Below are 16,592 nucleotides of genomic sequence, written 5' to 3'. Positions count from 1 at the left end.
CGCCCCCCCCCCGGGCCCCCCCCCCGCCGCCCGTTCCTTCCTCTCCGCTGCCCCGGTCCACCACCGCAACCGGCCGCGCGTGGCGCCGGTTTGACATCCACGACGCCCCGATCCATGCTTTCACTACTCAATTAGTGAAAGCATGGAAGGTGACGTGGTCGAGTACCGGATCGACCGAGGAAGCGGCGTCGCGGCCTACGTGCAGATCGTGCAGCAGACCGAGAGGGCGCTGCGCATGGGCACGTTGCAGGTCGGGGACAAGCTGCCGACCGCCAGAGAGGTCGTCGAGGCGACCGCCATCAACCCCAACACCGTGCTGAAGGCCTACCGCGAGCTGGAGCGCGCCGGGCTGGTCGAGGCGCGCCGCGGACTCGGGACCTTCGTGCGGCGCTCCCTCGCACGGCCCGGCACGCAGGAGGACTCCCCCCTGCGCACCGAGCTCGCGGCATGGACACAACGGGCGCGGGCGGCGGGGCTGGAGAGGGCGGACATCCTCGCCCTGGTCACCGCCGCTCTCGACCAGCAGGAACAGGACCCGGGCGACCGGGGGCACATACAGGAGGACGTATGACCGGGCACACCCCGCCCACCGCGCTGCATGCCACGGGCCTGGGCCACCGGTTCCGCCCGCGGGCCGCCTGGGCCCTGCGGGACTGCGAGATCACCGTGCCGAGCGGTCGCATCACCGCGCTGGTGGGCCACAACGGAGCGGGCAAGAGCACCCTGCTGCACCTGGCGGGCGGGCTGCTGCGTCCCACCGCCGGGGAGCTGCGGGTACTCGGGACGGTCCCGGGAACGGCGGAGGCCCGCCGCAGGGTGGCCCTCCTGACCCAGGACAAGCCGCTCTACCCCCGTCTGACCGTGGCGGAGACGCTGCGGATGGGTGACAGGCTCAACGACGCCTGGGACCAGGCAGCCGCCGAACGGGTGGTGCGGGAAGGGGACATCGCCCTCACCGCCCGCACGGGCGAGCTCTCGCCGGGGCAGCGCACCCGGGTGGCCCTCGCCCTCGCTCTGGGCAAGCGCCCCGAACTGCTGCTCCTGGACGAGCCGATGGCCGACCTGGACCCCTTGGTGCGCGAACAGATCACCGCGACGCTGATGGCGCAGGCCGCCGAGCGCGAGGTCACCATCGTGCTCTCCTCCCACGTCCTGCCCGAGCTGGAGCACACCTGCGACTGGGTGGTGCTGCTGCGGGCAGGCGGCGTCGGACTGTGCGAGGACGCCGAGGCGTTGCGGGAGAGCCACCTGCTGCTGACCGGACGCAGTGCGGACGCCGTCTCCCTGGCCGGCCACGACGTGGTGCATCTGCGCACCACCGGCCGGCAGCTCACCGCCCTGGTCCGCAGCCGAGGGCCGGTCGGAGGCGACTGGCACGTGCAACGCCCCACCCTTGAGGACGTTCTGCTCGGCCACCTGCGCGCCGGCGCGACCGGCGGGGCGGCCACCTCTCTCGCGCAGGACGCGGCATGAGGGGCTCCCTGTGGCTGGCCTGGCGCCAGCAACGCGTCCTCGTCCTGTGCGCCGTCCTCCTCCTGGCCGTGGCGGCCGCGACGGCCGTCTGGTCCCGCGCGCAGATGCTCTCCGGCCTGGACAGCGGGCTGTTCGACCACTGCGGCAGGGGACCGCTCTTCTGCACCGGGTCCGACGGCACCCCCCTGCGCCTGGACGTCGGGCCGCTGCAGTTCCTGGGCGGGCTCCAGATCGCCCTGCCGACTCTTCTCGGCATGTTCTGGGGCGCGCCGCTGCTCGGCCGCGACCGCGAACTGGGGACCTCCCGCCTCGTCCTCTCCCAGGGGGTGGGCCGCGCGCAGTGGTTCGTCTCCCGCTTCGCGCTCGCCGCGGTGTGCACGGTGGCGCTCTCGGGCCTGCTGGCCCTGGTCTTCGCCTGGTGGTGGCAGCCGGCCGCCGACCGCAGCTACGGCGTCTTCTGGTACGACACCACGGCGCTGAGCGGCTCCGGGCCGCGGACCCTGGCCGCGTCCCTCTTCGGACTGGCCGCCGGCACGCTCGCCGGGCTCCTGATGCGCCGCGTGATGTCCGGCATGGCCCTCACCCTGGCGGTGACCGCGGTGGTGACGGTCCTCCTCGAGTGGACCCACCGGGCCCGCCTGTTCGTCCCGCCCCACCGCTACGTCAGCCGGGGCACGCTGCCCAAGCCGCCGATGGACGAGAAGTGGTCGACCGGCCACTACGGTCTCCTCACCCCGTCCGGACACCGTGCCGACGTCCTGGCCTGCCCCTTCCCCTCCGGCCGTGAGCTGCGGGCGTGCATGGCCCACCACGGCTACGTGGCCCGGTTCTACGAGGCCAACCCGGTGGGTGACTACTGGCGGTTCCAGTGGGCGGACACCGCCGTCCTCGGCGGCCTCGCCGTGCTTCTCGTGGTCCTCACCGCGCTCCTGCTGCGCCGCAGGGTCTGACCCCGCTTTCCGCCCGGCGCTCCCCCGGAACGAACGCTTCCGGCCGCCGCTTCGTCCTTCCCCTCAACACCGTCCATCTGCCAGGAGGTCACCGCAGCATGCCCGAAAACGCCGGATCACCGAAGAAGTTGCAGAACAACCGCGCCGCGCTGAGCCACAAGGTCGGTTACGCCCTGCGCCACCCGGGCCGGATATCCCCCTACCTCAAGCGCGCCACCCGCGACGCCTGGTTGCGCTGGCACCACCCCGACCACGTCTCCTACTACCGGGCGGTGATGGCCTCCGACACCCGCCGCAACCCCGAGGCGGCGGTCGGCAGCCAGACGCACGACCGGTGGCTGGCGCTGGGCCGGATGCAGTTCGACTACCTGGCCGAGCACGGGCTCCGTCCCGATCACCGCATGCTCGACATCGGCTGCGGCAACCTGCGCGGCGGCTGGCGCTTCATCCAGTACCTGGACCCCGGCAACTACTACGGCATCGACATCTCGCCGGACATCCTGATTGCCGCCAAGGCGACGCTCGCCGAGCGCGGTCTCCAGGAGAGGCTGCCGCACCTGACGCTCACCCACGACCTCCGGCTGGAGTTCCTGCCCGCCGACCACTTCGACGTGGTGCACGCGCACAGCGTCTTCTCCCACTCACCGCTTCCGGTGATCGAGGAGTGCCTGGCGCACATCGGACGGGTGCTGACGCCGACGGGCTTCTTCGACTTCACCTTCGACCGGACCGAGGGCGCCGAACACCAGGTCCTGCGCGAGGACTTCTACTACCGCACCGAGACCCTCCTCTCCCTGGCCGCCTCCCAAGGGCTGCACGCCCGGTTCATGGCGGACTGGGAGAAGCGCCCCCACGGCCAGTCGAAGATCCGCGTCAGCCGCGCGGAGCTCTCCGCCACCGGGGCTGTGACCTCTTGACGGCACGGGAATCAGTCACGGCCTCACCCCCTCCCCCGCCCCGCGACCGGTCACCGGGCCCGTCCAGGGCGCTGACCGCGGCCGTGCCCGGCGGCCTGGTGCTGGCACTGGGTGCGTGGGGCCTCGGCCGGCAGGGAAGCCTGTGGCGCGACGAGGCCGCCACCTGGCAGGTCGCGCACCGCAGCCTGCCGCAGATCCGCCGGATGCTGGACCACTCCGACGTCGTGCACGGCCTCTACTACGCGCTCATGCACATGGTGTTCGACCTCTTCGGTGACAGCCTGGCGACGCTGCGCCTGCCCTCGGTCCTCGCCATGGCCGTGGCCGCCGCCCTCACCGCCGACCTGGGCGCATGCCTGGCCGGCCGGTGGGCGGGGCTCGGTGCGGGGCTCGCCTTCGCGCTCCTGCCGTCCGTCCAGGAGTACGCGCAGGAGGGCCGCTCCTACGCCATGGTCACCGCCTACGTGGCCCTCACCACCCGGCTGCTGGTCGCCGCGGCGCACCGGCCGCGCCCGGGGACGTGGGCCGCCTACGCCGTGGTCACTCTGGTCGCGGCGCTCCTGAACTGGCTCTCGCTGCTCGCCCTGCTCGCACACGCCGTCACCCTGCTCCTCGTCCGGCCGCCCCGGGCCGTGTGGTGGCGCTGGCTGCCGGCCGCCGGCGCGGCGACGGTCGGAGCCCTGCCGCTGGTCCTGGCCAGCCGGGCCCAGGCCGGACAGGTCGCCTGGGTGCGGCCGGCCACCTGGGGGACGGTGTGCGCGGTGACGGCCACGGTGCTCCTGACGTGCTGCCTCCTGCTGCCGGTAGTCGCGGTACGGCTGCCCCTCGGCCCGGGACGGGGCCCGGTGGGCCGGTCGGGACCCGCCGCGGTGGCGATCCCGCTCTGCGCTCTCCCCCCGGTGGCCCTGCTCACCGTGTCCCTCGCCGTCCAGCCGCTCTACGTGAGCCGCTACGTGCTGTTCACCGACATCGGTCTCGCCCTCGCCATCGGCGCGCTGACCGCCGCGCTCGGCTCCCGGACGGCGCTGCGCCCGGCGTTCTGGCTCGCCACGGTCGCAGCGGTCGCCTTCCTCGCCCTGCTCCCCGTCGAGCAGCAGGTGCGCAGGGCGGACAGGCGCGTCGACGACGTCCTCGCCGCGGCCGCCATGGTGGCCGCGGAGCGGGGACCCGGTGACGGAGTCCTCTTCGTCCCCGCGGCCCGGCGCGACACCGCACTGGTGAGCCCGGAGGCGTTCCGCGGCCTGGACGACGTGGCGCTGCGGCGGGATGCGGTGGAGTCCGCGACCCTGCACGGTGTCGAGACCGGTCCGGCCGCGACGGCCCGGGCACTCCTGCGCCGGCACCGCGTCCTGCTGGTCGGCGACGAGCTGCCCCGCCCGGTGCGGGGCGCCGGTGACCGCGCCAAACTCCGCGTGCTGCGTACCCGTTTCGTCCTGCGCTCCACGACCGTCTCCCGTGGTCGCCGGGTCAGCGTCTACGAGCGGTCCGACCGTCCCGCCCGCGCGGTCTCCGGGCCGCGAGGCCACCGGCTCGGTGCTTCCCGCCGCAGCCGCGACGCGGGCCGGCCGTCCCCTCGGGCGCAGCGCCACGCCCCCGTCTTCGCCCCCCCGCCCGCAGCGGCACGGGCTGGCGGCCCCTGAACGGCGAGCACCCTTTGCCCGCAGATGGGGGGCGTGACGGACATGACACCAAGTACCTGACATACCTGCGGCGATCGTGGCTACGTTGGTCGGTGTGACTGCCGTCTGCGACCCTTCGAGCGTGCCGGCCCCCCGGCGAGACGTGTTCCCCACCGGGAGCCGGCCGCCGTCACCCGCCGCGGCTGCGACACGGGCGCCGCTGCGCGACCTCCTGGCACGTACGGCGAAGCTGGGTGACGAGCTGGAGCGCCTGGAGGCCGCCGGTGACGAGGCCGGCCTGGCCCCGCTGCTGGAGCGACAGGCGCGGCTCAACGAGGTGGCCGCCTCCCTCTTCGAGCAACTCGCCGCACTGGAGCCCGAACAGGCACCGGACCACCTGCGCAGGGCTGCCCGGCAGCGCACCTTCGCCCGCTCCGCCCGCACCTACGCCGCCGCCCTGCGGGAGAAGAGCGCGGCGGCGCGGGAACCGGGCAGGCAGCCGGGGGGCGGGCCCGCGCACGCGGTTCACCGCCCGCCGGCGCCGCCCCCATAAGGGGACCGCAGATCCGATAAGCTGGGGTTCCGTCCGCCGTTCCGAGGAGCCCCGACAGCCGTGACACCCCGGCCCGCCCACGACGTCCCGGCGCCCTCCGCCCCACCCGGCTCAGCCCCCGGCACCCTCCGCCCCGGAGGGCGTACCGCCCGGGTACGGGAGGCGGTACTGCGTACGGCCGGTGACGTGCTGGCCGAGCAGGGCTTCGACGCGCTGGACCTGGCAGACATCGCCCGGCGGGCCGGGGTCGGCAAGACCACCCTCTACCGCCGCTGGGGCACGCCGGGCGTGCTCGCCGCGGACCTGTTGGCGGACATGGCCGAGCAGTCCCTGCCCCGCGCGGACACCGGCTCACTGGCCACGGACCTGCGGGCCAACGCCCGCCTGGTGGTGAAGACCCTCTCCGACGCCCGGCAGGGCCCCCTGTTCAGGGCGCTGATCGCGGCCTCGCTCTGCGACGGGCAGGCCGCCCGGGCACTGCACCGGTTCTACTCGGTGCGCATCGCCGAGTGGGCCGGCTGCGTGGCCGACGCGGTGGCCCGGGGCGAGCTGCCGGGCGGCACCGAGCCCGAGGCCGTCATCGCGGCCGTGTCCGCGCCTTTGTACTACGCGCTGCTCAACTCCGGCCGCCCCCTGACCACCACCGACGCCGACCGTGCCGCGGATGCCGCCCTGGCCGCCGCGCGTGCGGGCGTGTGGGTCCGGCCCGCCGGCCCCGACACCGGGGCGGCGGCGCGGGGTTGAGGGCCGTGACGTCCACCGCCGCCGCCCACGGCCCCGACCGGCCGGCCTCCGCCCCCGGGCTCACAGCACGGTGGGAGCGGGCGGTGTCCAGCGGCGGGTGCGGGGGACGGTGGTGGTGACGCCGTACTCCTTCTTCAGCTCCTCGGGGATGGCGTAGTGCATGACACGGCCCCGCGTGAGTGAGGACAGCTCGAAGGCGGTGGTGAGGTGGCCCACGCGGTCCAGGGCCCAGGCCGCCAGCGGGGAGTGGCCCTCGAGGGTCTCCAGGACGCCGAGCACGGCGGGCACGGCCCTGACGAGGACGTCCCAGGGGGTGCGGGGGACCTGGAGCCAGTCCGCGCAGGTGTCGCCGACGAGGTGACGGATGAGGGCCGAGACCACCGGGTCGAAGAGCGTTCCGGGGACGACCTCCTCGTACAGGTCGATCAACTGCCGGGTGAGTGCGGCGCCCTCCTCGCTGGGGCCCATGTGGCGTGTCATGTAGAGGTCGGAGAAGCGGCGGGCCTCGACGAGGTCCCGGGGCACCTGGTCCTGGTCGACACCGAGCATGGCGCCGACCACGCGCCAGGCGTAGTAGTAGGCGTCGGCGCCCTCTTCGCTCATGTGGACGCCGAGCCGGTGCATCGCGTCGAGCGCCTGGAGGGAGAACATCATCTGGCCGCCGATCATGTCCTCCTGGCAGATCGGCACCCCCAGCGTCGCGGTGTCCCACCGGCCCTCGACGCTGAGGTGGTGGCGGATCGAGGCGTGCAGCAGACGGACCTTCTGGGCGGCCGGGACGAAGCGGCTGCCGGCCTCGAAGGCGCCGGGCTGCATCAGGTAGACCGTGAACTGGCCGGTCTCCGCCATGCGCTTGGACGGGTAGTGCAGGGCGTGAGTCGCCGAGAGGAGCTTCGCCACCGTCGGTACCAGGTAGCAGGCCGGCATGGAGGCGAAGGACAGGGCGGTCGAGATGTGGACGTCGTTGTCCAGGAAGAACAGCCGGGCCCGCTCCATCTCGTCCCAGTCCACCCAGTGCGGCGGGGCGCTGGTGACGTGCAGGTACTCGCGCGCCACCTCCGGTAGCCCGTCGGGCAGTTGCTGTCCGGAGGTGGAGACGTAGCGCATGAGGGTGTTGAAGGTGCCCACCTCGCCGCGCTCGAAGAGGGTGGCGACGGTGGCGTCCGCGAGTTCGTCGCCGACCTGCCGCAGGGCGTTGAGGGAGGAGTCGGTGCAGACCATGGTGGTGGTTCCTTCGGCAGTGGGAAACGACTGGGCCGGGGCGCCGGGCACTGGGAGGCACCCGGGGTGCGGGGTCGTGGAGGAGTACTCCTGGGAGACTGCGAGGCCGACGGCAGGGCCGGGATCGGACCACCGCGGGCGGGTGCCGCCGCTGCGGTCCGGCGCCGGCGGTCTCAGCCCTGACGTGTGGTCGAGGCGGTGGCCAGGTGGGTCAGGGCGCGGTGGGCGGGATGCGGCAGGGAGGCCGTTCGGAGGGCGTCGGTGGCGAGCCGGACCCGTTCGGTGACCATGTTCTCCACCCTGGCCCGGGCACCGGTCCGCTGCAGGATGTGGCGCAGCCGTTCCAGTCGGCGTGCGTCCACCTCGCCGCCCCCGAGCACCGCGGACATCTCCCGGCGCTCGCTCGTGGTGGCCGTCTCCCAGGCTGCGGCCACCAGGGCGGTGGGGCGGGCCCCGCTGAGGTCGTCGGTGTTGCTCTTCCCCGTCACCTCGGGATCGCCGAAGACTCCGAGGAGGTCGTCCCGCAGCTGGAAGGCCTCCCCCAGCGGCAGGCCGTAACCGGTGAAGGCCTCCTTGAGGGCGACGGGGGCCCCGGCGAGTGCCGCGCCGATGTGCAGGGGGTGTTCCACGGTGTACTTGGCCGTCTTGTACCGGATCACCTTCAACGACCGTGCCACGTCCGGACGGTCCGCGGTGTGCAGGATCTCCAGGGCCTCCCCGGCGACCAGTTCCCGGGACAGGGTCGTCCACAGGTCGCGGGCCCGGGAGAGGTAGGCGGCGGGGAGGCCGCAGGTGGTGAACAGCTGCCCGGCCCAGGCCATCAGCAGGTCGCCCGCGAGCATCGCCAGTGAGCGGGCCCGGGCGTGCGCGGCGGGCCGTCCGGTGAAGGCCGTCCGCAGGGCCACGTGGGCGGTGGGTCCGCCGTGGCGCACCAGGCTCTCGTCGATGAGGTCGTCGTGGACGACGGCAGCCGCGTGGACGAGTTCCATGCTGGCCGCCGCCCGCACCAGGGCGTCGCTGTCGGGTTGGCCGGCGCCCCGCCACCCCCAGTAGCAGAAGGCGGCCCGGAGCCTCTTGCCCCGTGCCGTGGCGGTGCGGAGCGCGCCGGCCAGGGGCCCCAACGCCTCGTCCACTGCGACCAGTTCCCGCAGTTCGTCCTCGACGAACTGTTCCAGCACCCGGTCCACCCGCGCTCTGAGCACGGCCTGGTCCGCCGTCTCAGGCACCGGTGCCGTCCTCGCGCTGCTGCACGTGCCGCGCCAGGATTTCCAGGTGTGCCTGGTCCTGGACACCGTGCCGGTCCAGTGCCAGCCGGCCGCGGGCCTGTACCTCGCGGCGGCCGTGGTCGGCGAGTTCATGCAGGTCCGAGCGGCTCAGCGCCGACCGTGCCGTCCGCACCGCACTGCCCCCCACGCTCCAGGCCAGGTCGACGAGGCCTGCGGCCAGCCACACCGCCCGGGTCCCCGGATCGTCCACCTCGTCGGCCGATCGCCCCATGCCGCCTCCTCCTCCGGTCCGCGCGGGCGACGCCCGCCCCCTTAGGGGTCCTTGCCATATGAGCGTGCCGGGTGCGCGGAGGCGGGCGCAGCGGGTTACACCATCAGGGGACCAGGTGATCATGCGTGCGTGGGCGGAGGCTCGCCCCGCGGGATCCCCGGGACGGCTCGCGCCGTCGCCGGCAGGGCTCTCCCCCGGCCCCGCGCCCGGGGCCGGAGCGGCAGGGGTGACGAGCCGCCTCGTCGTTCGGGATCCCTGTGACGGTGCCGGCAGACGAACACCCCTACCAGACCCACTGGTTGGGGAACCTGCGCACCTCCTGGCACCGGGTGGCCCGCCGGGGGCAGGATGGCCCGATGACCGAACTCCCGCGGGCCCGTTCGTTCGACTCGGCGGCCGCCCAGTACGCCGCCAACCGCCCGTCCTATCCGCCCGCCCTCTTCGACGCCGTCGAGGAGCTGGCCAGGCTACCGCTGGCCGGGGCGCGGGTGGCGGACGTCGGGGCCGGGACGGGCATCGCCACCGCGCTCCTTGACCGGCGTGGCGCACAGGTGGTCGCCGTCGAGCCAGGTGACGGGATGGCCGCCCAGTTCCACAGCGACCATCCCGACCTTCCGATCGTCAGGGGCGACGGCAACGCCCTGCCGCTCGCCGACGCCTCGCAGGACCTGGTCACCTATGCGCAGTCCTGGCACTGGATCGAACCGGCCCGAGCGGTGCCCGAGGCCCGGCGTGTGCTGCGACCCGGCGGTGCGCTCGCGGTCTGGTGGAACACCACCGCGGTCGAGGTGCCGTGGCTCACCGCGCAGAACGAGCGCATCGCCGAGCACTTCGGCGTGCGACGCCCGCAGCGAAAGCGTCCCCGCGGCGACCGGGCCATCCGGCTCGCGGGCCTGGCCGACGCCGAAGGCCTGCAGGCCGAGCGGCGTCAGACACGGTGGAGCCGGGTCGTCCCCCTGGACACCCACCTCGCCAACATCGCCACCCAGTCGGCCTTCCTCGTCCAGGGCGAGGCCGCCAGCCGCGCGTTCCTGGCCGCGGAGCGGGACTGCCTCCTCGCCCTCTTCCCGGACGGGCTCGTGGAGGAGAGCTACCTGGTGGACCTCCTGGTGGCACGCTCCTGGTGAACCGCGCGCACCACCGGGCGCGGCCCGCGGGCTCAGGCCGCCCGGGTGAGTTCGATACGGCCGAACAACAGCGCGTACCCTGCGGGGAGTTGGGCGATGATGCGGTCGACGAGGTCGCGTCCCGCGAGATCGGCCACGACGCCCAGCACCGATCCCACGTCCCAGCGGGTGGTGGCCAGGGCGCCGCCGGTCCGGGTGGCGATGTCCTTCACGAACGCCCACCCGGTCAGGGGCTCCGCCTCGGGCACCTCGGAGACGAGGGCCCGGGCCGCCTCCTCCGGCAGACGGGCTGCGAGTGCGACACGCTCCTCGCCGACGAGACGCCGGCCGAGGGCGGCGAGGACCGTGCGCACGGCCTCCTCGGCCCGCTCCCGGGTGGGGTATGCCCCGTCGTACCGGACCCGCTCGAGCAGCTGCCCGTACGACATGGGCTTCAGGGTGATCGACGTGGTGGGCATGGTCACAGCCGACTCCGACTGGGTGAGCATGGCTTGGGTGAGGCCTTTCTCATGGGTGGGGCGGGGGTGGTGGCAGGGTGACGGCGCTGCCCGGGCAAGCTCGCCCACAGGCGCGGGCGCCGTTCACTGTACGTACTCGGGGGGGATCGGGTGAGCCGACGCCGGGGCTCCGGCCGCGTCCGGCGCGGCGCGGGAAACCTCGCGTTCAGCAGCCGGACGCCGGGGGCTCGGGCTGCCCGTCGACGGTGATCCTGCGGCGCTCCGGGCTCGGTGCGACGGGTACCCGCAGGGTCAGGACGCCTGCGTGGTGGTGTGCCGTGACACGGTCCGCGTCGATCCTGCCGGCCAGCCGCAGTCGCCTGGCGAACACGCCCAACGGGCGCTCGCTCACCAGCAGTTGCGCGTCGCCGCTCTCCGCGGGACGACGCTCGGCCTCGACGGTGAGGAGGCTGCCCTCGGCTCGGACGTCGATCGCCTGCGTGCTGACGCCGGGCAAGTCCAGGGTGATCACGTAGTCCTCGCCCTCCCGGTGGACGTCCGCCGGGATCGGCGCCGGACGGGTCCAGGTGCCGCGCGGGGCGAGGGGACGGCGGAAGGGACGGTCGGTCCCGTAGCTGGGGCCAGTGCGCATCAACATCGCTCAAACACCTCCGGCAGCTCACGTGTCGCCAATGCGCGTCGTCTGCCCTCTTGTGTAGCATGTCGTCCATTCGATGACAACTTTCTTCGTCATCGAATGGACGACATCGCGAGACACGAGACCCGACGAGGAGGTGACTCCATGACCGGCGAGACGACCGGGGAGCGCGGCCCCTCTTCCGGGCCGGCGTCCTTCGCCGCCACCGTCGCGGCGCTGGGGGAGATCGAGGAGGCCGTCCGCACCGCCGAGACGGAACCTGCGGGCGGCCGGGGCGTCTCCCCCTGCCCCGAGGAGGCGGCCCGGGCCCTGGAGGCGCTCGCCCTGCTCCGCACGGTGCGGGACCGGCTGGCCGGCTGGGAGTCGGGGCTGATCGAGACCGCCCGCGAGGCCGGCGCGAGTTGGGCCGACCTCGCCCACCCGCTCGGCGTCGCCAGCCGGCAGGCCGCGGAACGCCGGTACCTCCGCCTGCGCCCCGGTGCACCCGGCACGACCGGGGAGCAGCGGGTACAGGCCACCCGGGACCGCCGCGCCGCCGACCGCACCGTGACCGTGTGGGCCCGCGACAACGCGGCCGACCTGCGGCAGCTCGCCGGTCAGGTCGCCGCCCTCACCGACCTCCCGGCAGAGGCCCGGGCGCCGCTCTCCCGGCTGGTGGCGGCACTCGCCGACAACGACCCGGCGAGCCTCGTCACCCCTCTGACCGAGACCCGGCCGCACCTGGCACCTCACCATCCCGCTCTGGCGGCGCGCATCGCCTCCCTCACCCGCCACACCGACCGCCTCCGCCGCGACACCGGTGACCGCCGCACCTCCTGAGGGAGGCCGGACAGGGCCGGGGCGGACCGCTGCGGTGGGAGCGCCCCGGACCTGCGCAGGTTTCCGTCCGGATCATCCCCGGCCGACGGTTGTCGCCAGGACGCAGCAGATGGGAGGCTGTGACCGGCGGTTCGGGACAACCGCTGCAACGGCCCGACGTCTTGGGTATGTTGAGGATGCCGGGCCGGCCACTGGCGGCCGAGGACCCGCCCACGTCCAAGATGGCCGGCCGGGAGACACCGAGGCGACGGGAACACATGGCTATGAACAGTGAGTCAGCACCGCTGTCGACGACCGTTGACGTCAACACGCCCAGCGTGGCGCGGATGTACGACCACTATCTGGGCGGCAAGGACAACTACGCCGTCGACCGGGAGGCCTGCGAGGAACTGGACAAGGTCGTTCCCAGCACGCGGATCCTGGCCGTCAACAACCGGAGCTTCCTGCGCCGCGTCGTGCGCACCCTCGCGCAGGAGTACGGCATCCGGCAGTTCCTCGACCACGGCTCCGGGCTGCCCACCCAGGACAACGTCCACCAGATCGCCCAGTCCGTGGACCCGGAGTCCCGGGTGGTCTACATCGACAACGACCCGATCGTCCTGGCTCACGGTCGTGTGCTGCTGGAGGAGAACAAGAACACCGCGGTCCTCCAGGCCGACTTCCGGGACACCGAGGGCATCTTCGCCCACCCCGAGGTCCGGCGCCTGATCAACCTCGACCAGCCCGTGGCCGCCCTCTTCGTCTCCGTCCTGCACTGCATCCCGGACTCCTCCGACCCGGTCGGCCTGATCCGACGCGTCGCCGACCGCCTGCCCTCCGGCAGCTTCCTGGTGGTGTGCCAGCTCGTCAGTGAGGACGCCGAAGTACGGGAGTTCGTCACCGACTTCATGGCCAAGAGCACCGGCGGGAACTGGGGGCGGGTCCGCCGTCCCGAAGAACTCGCCGCGTGCCTGGAGGGCCTGGAGGTGCTGGAGCCCGGGCTGGTGGAGGTCTCCACCTGGCGCCCCGACAGCGAGGTCGGACCGCGCCAGGCGACGGCGGAGTGGATCGAGTACGGCGGTGTGGCCCGCAAGCCCTGACCGGCCCGCGACCCCGTACTGCCGTCGCCTGCCGCCTGGATGACGCCGGGATGACGTCGAGCAGACGGCCCGCCAGAACTGCTCCCGCGGCACTTCTGACGGGCCGTTCGCGGTTGTGTCCCACAGCTCCGGGACCTGCACCGAAGTCCCGGCTGCCACACATGTCGAGGGGCCCCTCAGTGAGGGGCCCCTCGACGTGGGACTGAACACCCGGGTCAGCCGAGTTCCTTCAGCAGTCGCTCCAGACTCGTTCTCGTCTGGCGGGGCTGCTCGGCCTGGGCACTGAGCCGGTCCATCACCGCCAGGTAGTGGTCGACGTCCTCCCGCTTGTCCAGGTAGAGCGCGCTGGTGAGCTGCTCCAGGTAGACGATGTCGGGCAGGTCCTGCTCCTGGAAGCGCAGCACGGTGATCGGGCCGCCCGCCGCGGCGAGGCCGCCGAGGTGGAAGGGCGCCATCTGCACGGTGACGTTGGGGAGTTCACTCAGCTTCAGCAGATGTTCGATCTGCTCGCGCATGACGGCGACGCCCCCGAGAGGACGGCGGAGCACCGCCTCGTCGATGACCGCCCACACCAGTGGCGCGTTCGGGAGGCCGAGAAGCTCCTGCCGCTGCATGCGCAGGTCGACGCGGCGCTTCAACTCCTCCGCCTTCGCCCCGGGGTGCCCGAGCTGCACGACCGCATCGGCGTAGCGGCGCGTCTGCAGCAGGCCCGGCACGAACTGCACCTCGTAGGTACGGATGATGGAGGCCGCCTCCTCAAGACCGATGTGGGTCTCGAACCAGGTGGGCAGCACGTCACCGTACTGGTGCCACCACCCCGGCGTGCTCGTCCGACGGGCGAGGGTGAGGTAGTCCGCCCGCTGTTCCTCGTCCAGCACCCCGTACAGGGTCAGCAGGTCCGACACGTCCCGTTCCTTGCACGAGACCCGGCCCAGTTCGAGGCGGCTGATCTTCGCGTGGGAGGCGCGGATGGCGTCACCGGCGGCCTCGCGGGTGATGCCGGCGTTCTCGCGCAACCGCCTGAGCTGGATGCCCAGCACGATGCGCAGGACAGTCGGCCCACCCCGAGGGTGCTCCAGGTACTGCCGCAGAGGCGCTTCGGGCCCGGGCTGGTTTGAGATCATCATGACTCCCTGAAGAGGACCGGCGATCGTCAGTGTTCCATCTCGGTGCCGTCCGCGTACAGCGACCGTAACTATCCAGCCGTCATATGCGGCCAGAAGAATCGATCATGTCATCGAAGTCGCCGTCCTTGGCCCCCAGGACGAAGGCGGTGATCTCGTCACGCGTGTAGACGAGCGCAGGCCCCCCGGGGAACCGCGAGTTGCGCACGGCCACGCCGCCGTCACCAAGGACTGCCAGCTCAACGCAGTTGCCACTGGGGTTGCTTCGGGCGCTCTTGCGCCACACGGCTCCCTCGATGGCATCCGCCCGGGCTCCGTTCGCCACTGCCTGCATCGCTACCACTCCCTCACTAGGGGCCGTTCGTTGCTTCCAGCTCGTCGCCGCACGCGCCTGGCGTGAATCACTCCGTCGTGTGCGTTCTTGCCGATGTAATTGCAGATGCACTTGCATCGGTACGCGACAAGACCAGATATTAGCTCCTACACGCTCCCTGCCAACGGGCCGGCCACTCACTGGAGACAACGATGGCGACACCTCTGACGCAATCGGCCCCCGATCTGCCGACGACTGTGCTCCGAGCGGGGCACGGTGACCCCTCCCAGACCTTCGCCGCCTGCGCGCTGGGGGACGACCCCCGGACGGTGGCCGAGGCCAGGCGGTTCACCGCGGCCACTCTGAGCCACTGGGCCGTACGGGACATCACCACTCAGGACGCCGAACTCGTCGTCAGCGAGCTGGTGAGCAACGCGCTGCGCTACGGGACCTCGCGGCCCGGGGACACCGACGGCGCCTACTCGGCCTGGCTGGGGCTCCTCAGAGAGGACGACGGCGTCCTGTGCGTCGTCAACGACAGCAGCCCCCGTGAGCCGGTGGTCCGTACGCCCGACTACCTCGCCGAGAGCGGGCGCGGGCTGCACATCGTCGACCGGCTCAGCCGATCCTGGGGCTGGACACCCCCCGGGGCGTCCGGCAAGTCGGTCTGGGCCAGCCTCTCGGACGTGGACTGACCCACAGCAAGGCCTGAACCTCTCCGCAGGCCGTGGGCGGGCCCTTCCGGCGTGAAGCGGCGCCCCCCTCCCCCACCGGCTGAGGGTCACCGCGCAGCCCTTGCGCCGGCCCGCGACCGCGGCGCCTTCGGCGCAGGGCTCAGCCCACCGCGTGTCCACAGTGAACGCGGCGGACACCGAGCGGACCTTGGCGGCGGCTGCGGCCGTGCGTTGCCTGGGGAGGTCCTGTGCAGGGTCTCCCGGCACCGCTTCACGATGCTCTCACCCCGACCGGTCACACCACGGCTGTCACCGCGTCATATCGCCCTTCGGCGGCCTCGGAGAAGGTTGCCACCACCTGTTTTCTCCCACGTCACAGGAATGTCCCGGTGTCACACTGGGTGGAACGTGTCCCTCCGCTGCCGATGTCCGGAAGGACACAGGGGCTGCCCGACGGGGGTGGCCTTCGCACTTCGAAGGAGCACGATGCGCGTCCAGACGACCAGGTTCCCGGCCCTCGCCCTCGTCGCGGTCGTCGCCGGCCTCACCCTCACCGCCTGTGACGGTGACGGAGGCAGCGACAACGCCTCGGCGAGCGGCGGCGCTTCGGCGTCGGCCGGGGCCTCGGCCGACAGCAGCCCGGCGGCCTCGGACGCGCAGGGCGACACCTCGGGCTCCGGCACGTCCGGCAGTGGCGGCGCCGGCGCCACCTCCGGGTCGGGCACCACCTCCGGTGGCCAGTGCCAGACCTCCCAGCTCGCCTTCAGCACCTCCCACGGCATGGGTGAGGGTGAACTGCTGGTCAATCTCAAGAACACCGGTTCCGCCGCCTGCTCGCTGCACGGCTTCCCGGGGGTGGACCTCAAGGGCAAGGACGGGACCATCAGCGCCGACCGCAGCAAGTTCGGCGCGCCCGTGGTCACCGTCAAGCCCGGCGAGGAGACCCGCTTCACCCTGCACTACCCGCCGAACAACAGCGGCGGCTCCGGGGTGACCTTCACCAGCCTCGTGGTCACACCGCCCGGAGAGACCCACTCCACGACCCTGTCCGCCGGCATCAACGTGCCCGCGCAGGAGAACTCGCCCGCCGTCACGGTCGACCCGGTCGGCGTGGGCAAGTAGGGCCCGAAGGCACATGCGCGGGGCCGCACGGCCCGTGCGTAGGTCACACCCGCGCAGGGGAGGCGGTCACCCGACAGCCCCGGGCGTGGAGGCGGATCGTCGCACGACCGGTGCGGACTGCCGGCCGGCCACTCCGGCGACCTTCGGCCGGGGCCGAGGCTGAGGCTGAGGCTGCGCCTGACCAGGACAGACGTGCCAGGGGTTTCGGCGCTCGCCGTCCCGCCACCGCCCGGAACGGCTGACGCCCCGCCGCTGCGGCGGGGCG

At 72.9% G+C, this 16,592-nt stretch carries 19 protein-coding genes; 12 read left to right on the top strand and 7 right to left on the bottom strand.

The genetic code is table 11. From position 1 onward, the window contains the following. Positions 1 to 142 precede the first annotated feature (142 nt). The 7 genes from ACFV3R_RS33845 (at position 143) to ACFV3R_RS33815 (ending at position 6,256) form a co-directional block, all read left to right on the top strand. A complete protein-coding gene (locus tag ACFV3R_RS33845) occupies positions 143 to 571 on the top strand; it encodes a GntR family transcriptional regulator (RefSeq protein ID WP_385591197.1) in 429 nt (142 codons plus the stop codon). Next, positions 568 to 1,473 (top strand): ABC transporter ATP-binding protein, encoded by a 906-nt coding sequence (locus ACFV3R_RS33840; RefSeq protein WP_385591195.1) that lies wholly within the window; start codon positions 568 to 570, stop codon positions 1,471 to 1,473. The genes ACFV3R_RS33845 and ACFV3R_RS33840 overlap by 4 nt, the downstream gene beginning before the upstream one ends. Beyond that, a complete protein-coding gene (locus ACFV3R_RS33835; RefSeq protein ID WP_385591193.1) occupies positions 1,470 to 2,423 on the top strand; it encodes an ABC transporter permease in 954 nt (317 codons plus the stop codon). The genes ACFV3R_RS33840 and ACFV3R_RS33835 overlap by 4 nt, the downstream gene beginning before the upstream one ends. A gap of 98 nt (positions 2,424 to 2,521) precedes the next feature. Further along, complete coding sequence (locus tag ACFV3R_RS33830; RefSeq protein ID WP_385591191.1) at positions 2,522 to 3,340, top strand: class I SAM-dependent methyltransferase; 819 nt, start codon at positions 2,522 to 2,524, stop codon at positions 3,338 to 3,340. Between the two features lie 83 nt (positions 3,341 to 3,423). Beyond that, positions 3,424 to 4,980 carry a hypothetical protein gene (locus ACFV3R_RS33825; protein WP_385591189.1) on the top strand — a complete coding sequence of 519 codons (1,557 nt, stop codon included), beginning with the start codon at positions 3,424 to 3,426 and terminating at the stop codon, positions 4,978 to 4,980. Between the two features lie 121 nt (positions 4,981 to 5,101). Then, the gene (locus ACFV3R_RS33820; protein WP_385591187.1) at positions 5,102 to 5,512 is read left to right on the top strand and encodes a hypothetical protein; all 411 of its coding nucleotides are present in this window, start codon (positions 5,102 to 5,104) and stop codon (positions 5,510 to 5,512) included. Between the two features lie 60 nt (positions 5,513 to 5,572). Then, positions 5,573 to 6,256 carry a TetR/AcrR family transcriptional regulator gene (locus ACFV3R_RS33815; protein ID WP_385591185.1) on the top strand — a complete coding sequence of 228 codons (684 nt, stop codon included), beginning with the start codon at positions 5,573 to 5,575 and terminating at the stop codon, positions 6,254 to 6,256. Between the two features lie 60 nt (positions 6,257 to 6,316). On the opposite strand, the gene ACFV3R_RS33810 is transcribed toward ACFV3R_RS33815, so the two are convergent. The 3 genes from ACFV3R_RS33810 to ACFV3R_RS33800 form a co-directional block, all read right to left on the bottom strand. Further along, complete coding sequence (locus tag ACFV3R_RS33810; protein ID WP_385591183.1) at positions 6,317 to 7,477, bottom strand: oxygenase MpaB family protein; 1,161 nt, start codon at positions 7,475 to 7,477, stop codon at positions 6,317 to 6,319. A 173-nt stretch (positions 7,478 to 7,650) separates the two neighbouring features. Next, positions 7,651 to 8,703: a polyprenyl synthetase family protein gene (locus tag ACFV3R_RS33805; RefSeq protein ID WP_385591181.1), complete on the bottom strand. Its 1,053-nt coding sequence runs from the start codon at positions 8,701 to 8,703 to the stop codon at positions 7,651 to 7,653. Further along, the gene (locus tag ACFV3R_RS33800) at positions 8,696 to 8,974 is read right to left on the bottom strand and encodes a polyprenyl synthetase (protein WP_385591178.1); all 279 of its coding nucleotides are present in this window, start codon (positions 8,972 to 8,974) and stop codon (positions 8,696 to 8,698) included. Before ACFV3R_RS33800 ends, ACFV3R_RS33805 begins: the two co-directional genes overlap by 8 nt. Before the next feature lie 356 nt (positions 8,975 to 9,330). Between ACFV3R_RS33800 and ACFV3R_RS33795 the strand changes: the two genes are divergently transcribed. After that, positions 9,331 to 10,101, top strand: coding sequence for a class I SAM-dependent methyltransferase (locus ACFV3R_RS33795; RefSeq protein WP_385591173.1), 771 nt, complete (start codon positions 9,331 to 9,333; stop codon positions 10,099 to 10,101). 32 nt (positions 10,102 to 10,133) lie between these two features. Here ACFV3R_RS33795 and ACFV3R_RS33790 read toward each other — a convergent pair whose 3' ends face one another. Together ACFV3R_RS33790 and ACFV3R_RS33785 are read right to left on the bottom strand one after the other, a co-directional pair. Beyond that, positions 10,134 to 10,559 carry a DUF2267 domain-containing protein gene (locus ACFV3R_RS33790; protein ID WP_385591171.1) on the bottom strand — a complete coding sequence of 142 codons (426 nt, stop codon included), beginning with the start codon at positions 10,557 to 10,559 and terminating at the stop codon, positions 10,134 to 10,136. Positions 10,560 to 10,764: 205 nt separating this feature from the next. Next, positions 10,765 to 11,196: an Hsp20/alpha crystallin family protein gene (locus ACFV3R_RS33785; RefSeq protein ID WP_385591169.1), complete on the bottom strand. Its 432-nt coding sequence runs from the start codon at positions 11,194 to 11,196 to the stop codon at positions 10,765 to 10,767. A gap of 144 nt (positions 11,197 to 11,340) precedes the next feature. Between ACFV3R_RS33785 and ACFV3R_RS33780 the strand changes: the two genes are divergently transcribed. Together ACFV3R_RS33780 and ACFV3R_RS33775 are read left to right on the top strand one after the other, a co-directional pair. Then, positions 11,341 to 12,015 (top strand): type III effector protein, encoded by a 675-nt coding sequence (locus ACFV3R_RS33780; RefSeq protein ID WP_385591167.1) that lies wholly within the window; start codon positions 11,341 to 11,343, stop codon positions 12,013 to 12,015. A 263-nt stretch (positions 12,016 to 12,278) separates the two neighbouring features. Next, complete coding sequence (locus ACFV3R_RS33775; RefSeq protein ID WP_385591165.1) at positions 12,279 to 13,094, top strand: SAM-dependent methyltransferase; 816 nt, start codon at positions 12,279 to 12,281, stop codon at positions 13,092 to 13,094. Positions 13,095 to 13,309: 215 nt separating this feature from the next. Here the strand turns inward: ACFV3R_RS33775 and ACFV3R_RS33770 are convergent, their stop codons facing one another. Both ACFV3R_RS33770 and ACFV3R_RS33765 read right to left on the bottom strand, forming a co-directional pair. Then, positions 13,310 to 14,218, bottom strand: a complete 909-nt coding sequence (locus ACFV3R_RS33770) for a helix-turn-helix domain-containing protein (protein WP_385591199.1) — start codon at positions 14,216 to 14,218, stop codon at positions 13,310 to 13,312. Between the two features lie 82 nt (positions 14,219 to 14,300). Continuing rightward, on the bottom strand, positions 14,301 to 14,552 hold the full coding sequence (locus ACFV3R_RS33765; RefSeq protein WP_385591163.1) for a DUF397 domain-containing protein: 252 nt from the start codon (positions 14,550 to 14,552) through the stop codon (positions 14,301 to 14,303). Between the two features lie 191 nt (positions 14,553 to 14,743). Here ACFV3R_RS33765 and ACFV3R_RS33760 point away from each other — a divergent pair, with 191 nt between their 5' ends. Together ACFV3R_RS33760 and ACFV3R_RS33755 are read left to right on the top strand one after the other, a co-directional pair. Continuing rightward, positions 14,744 to 15,226 (top strand): ATP-binding protein, encoded by a 483-nt coding sequence (locus ACFV3R_RS33760; protein ID WP_385591161.1) that lies wholly within the window; start codon positions 14,744 to 14,746, stop codon positions 15,224 to 15,226. 465 nt (positions 15,227 to 15,691) lie between these two features. Beyond that, on the top strand, positions 15,692 to 16,327 hold the full coding sequence (locus tag ACFV3R_RS33755) for a DUF4232 domain-containing protein (protein ID WP_385591159.1): 636 nt from the start codon (positions 15,692 to 15,694) through the stop codon (positions 16,325 to 16,327). Positions 16,328 to 16,592: the final 265 nt, after the last annotated feature.

Origin of the sequence: Streptomyces sp. NPDC059740 (assembly GCF_042733155.1) — a bacterium.
Lineage (GTDB): Bacteria > Actinomycetota > Actinomycetes > Streptomycetales > Streptomycetaceae > Streptomyces.
This window is presented reverse-complemented; position numbering and strand designations above follow the sequence as displayed.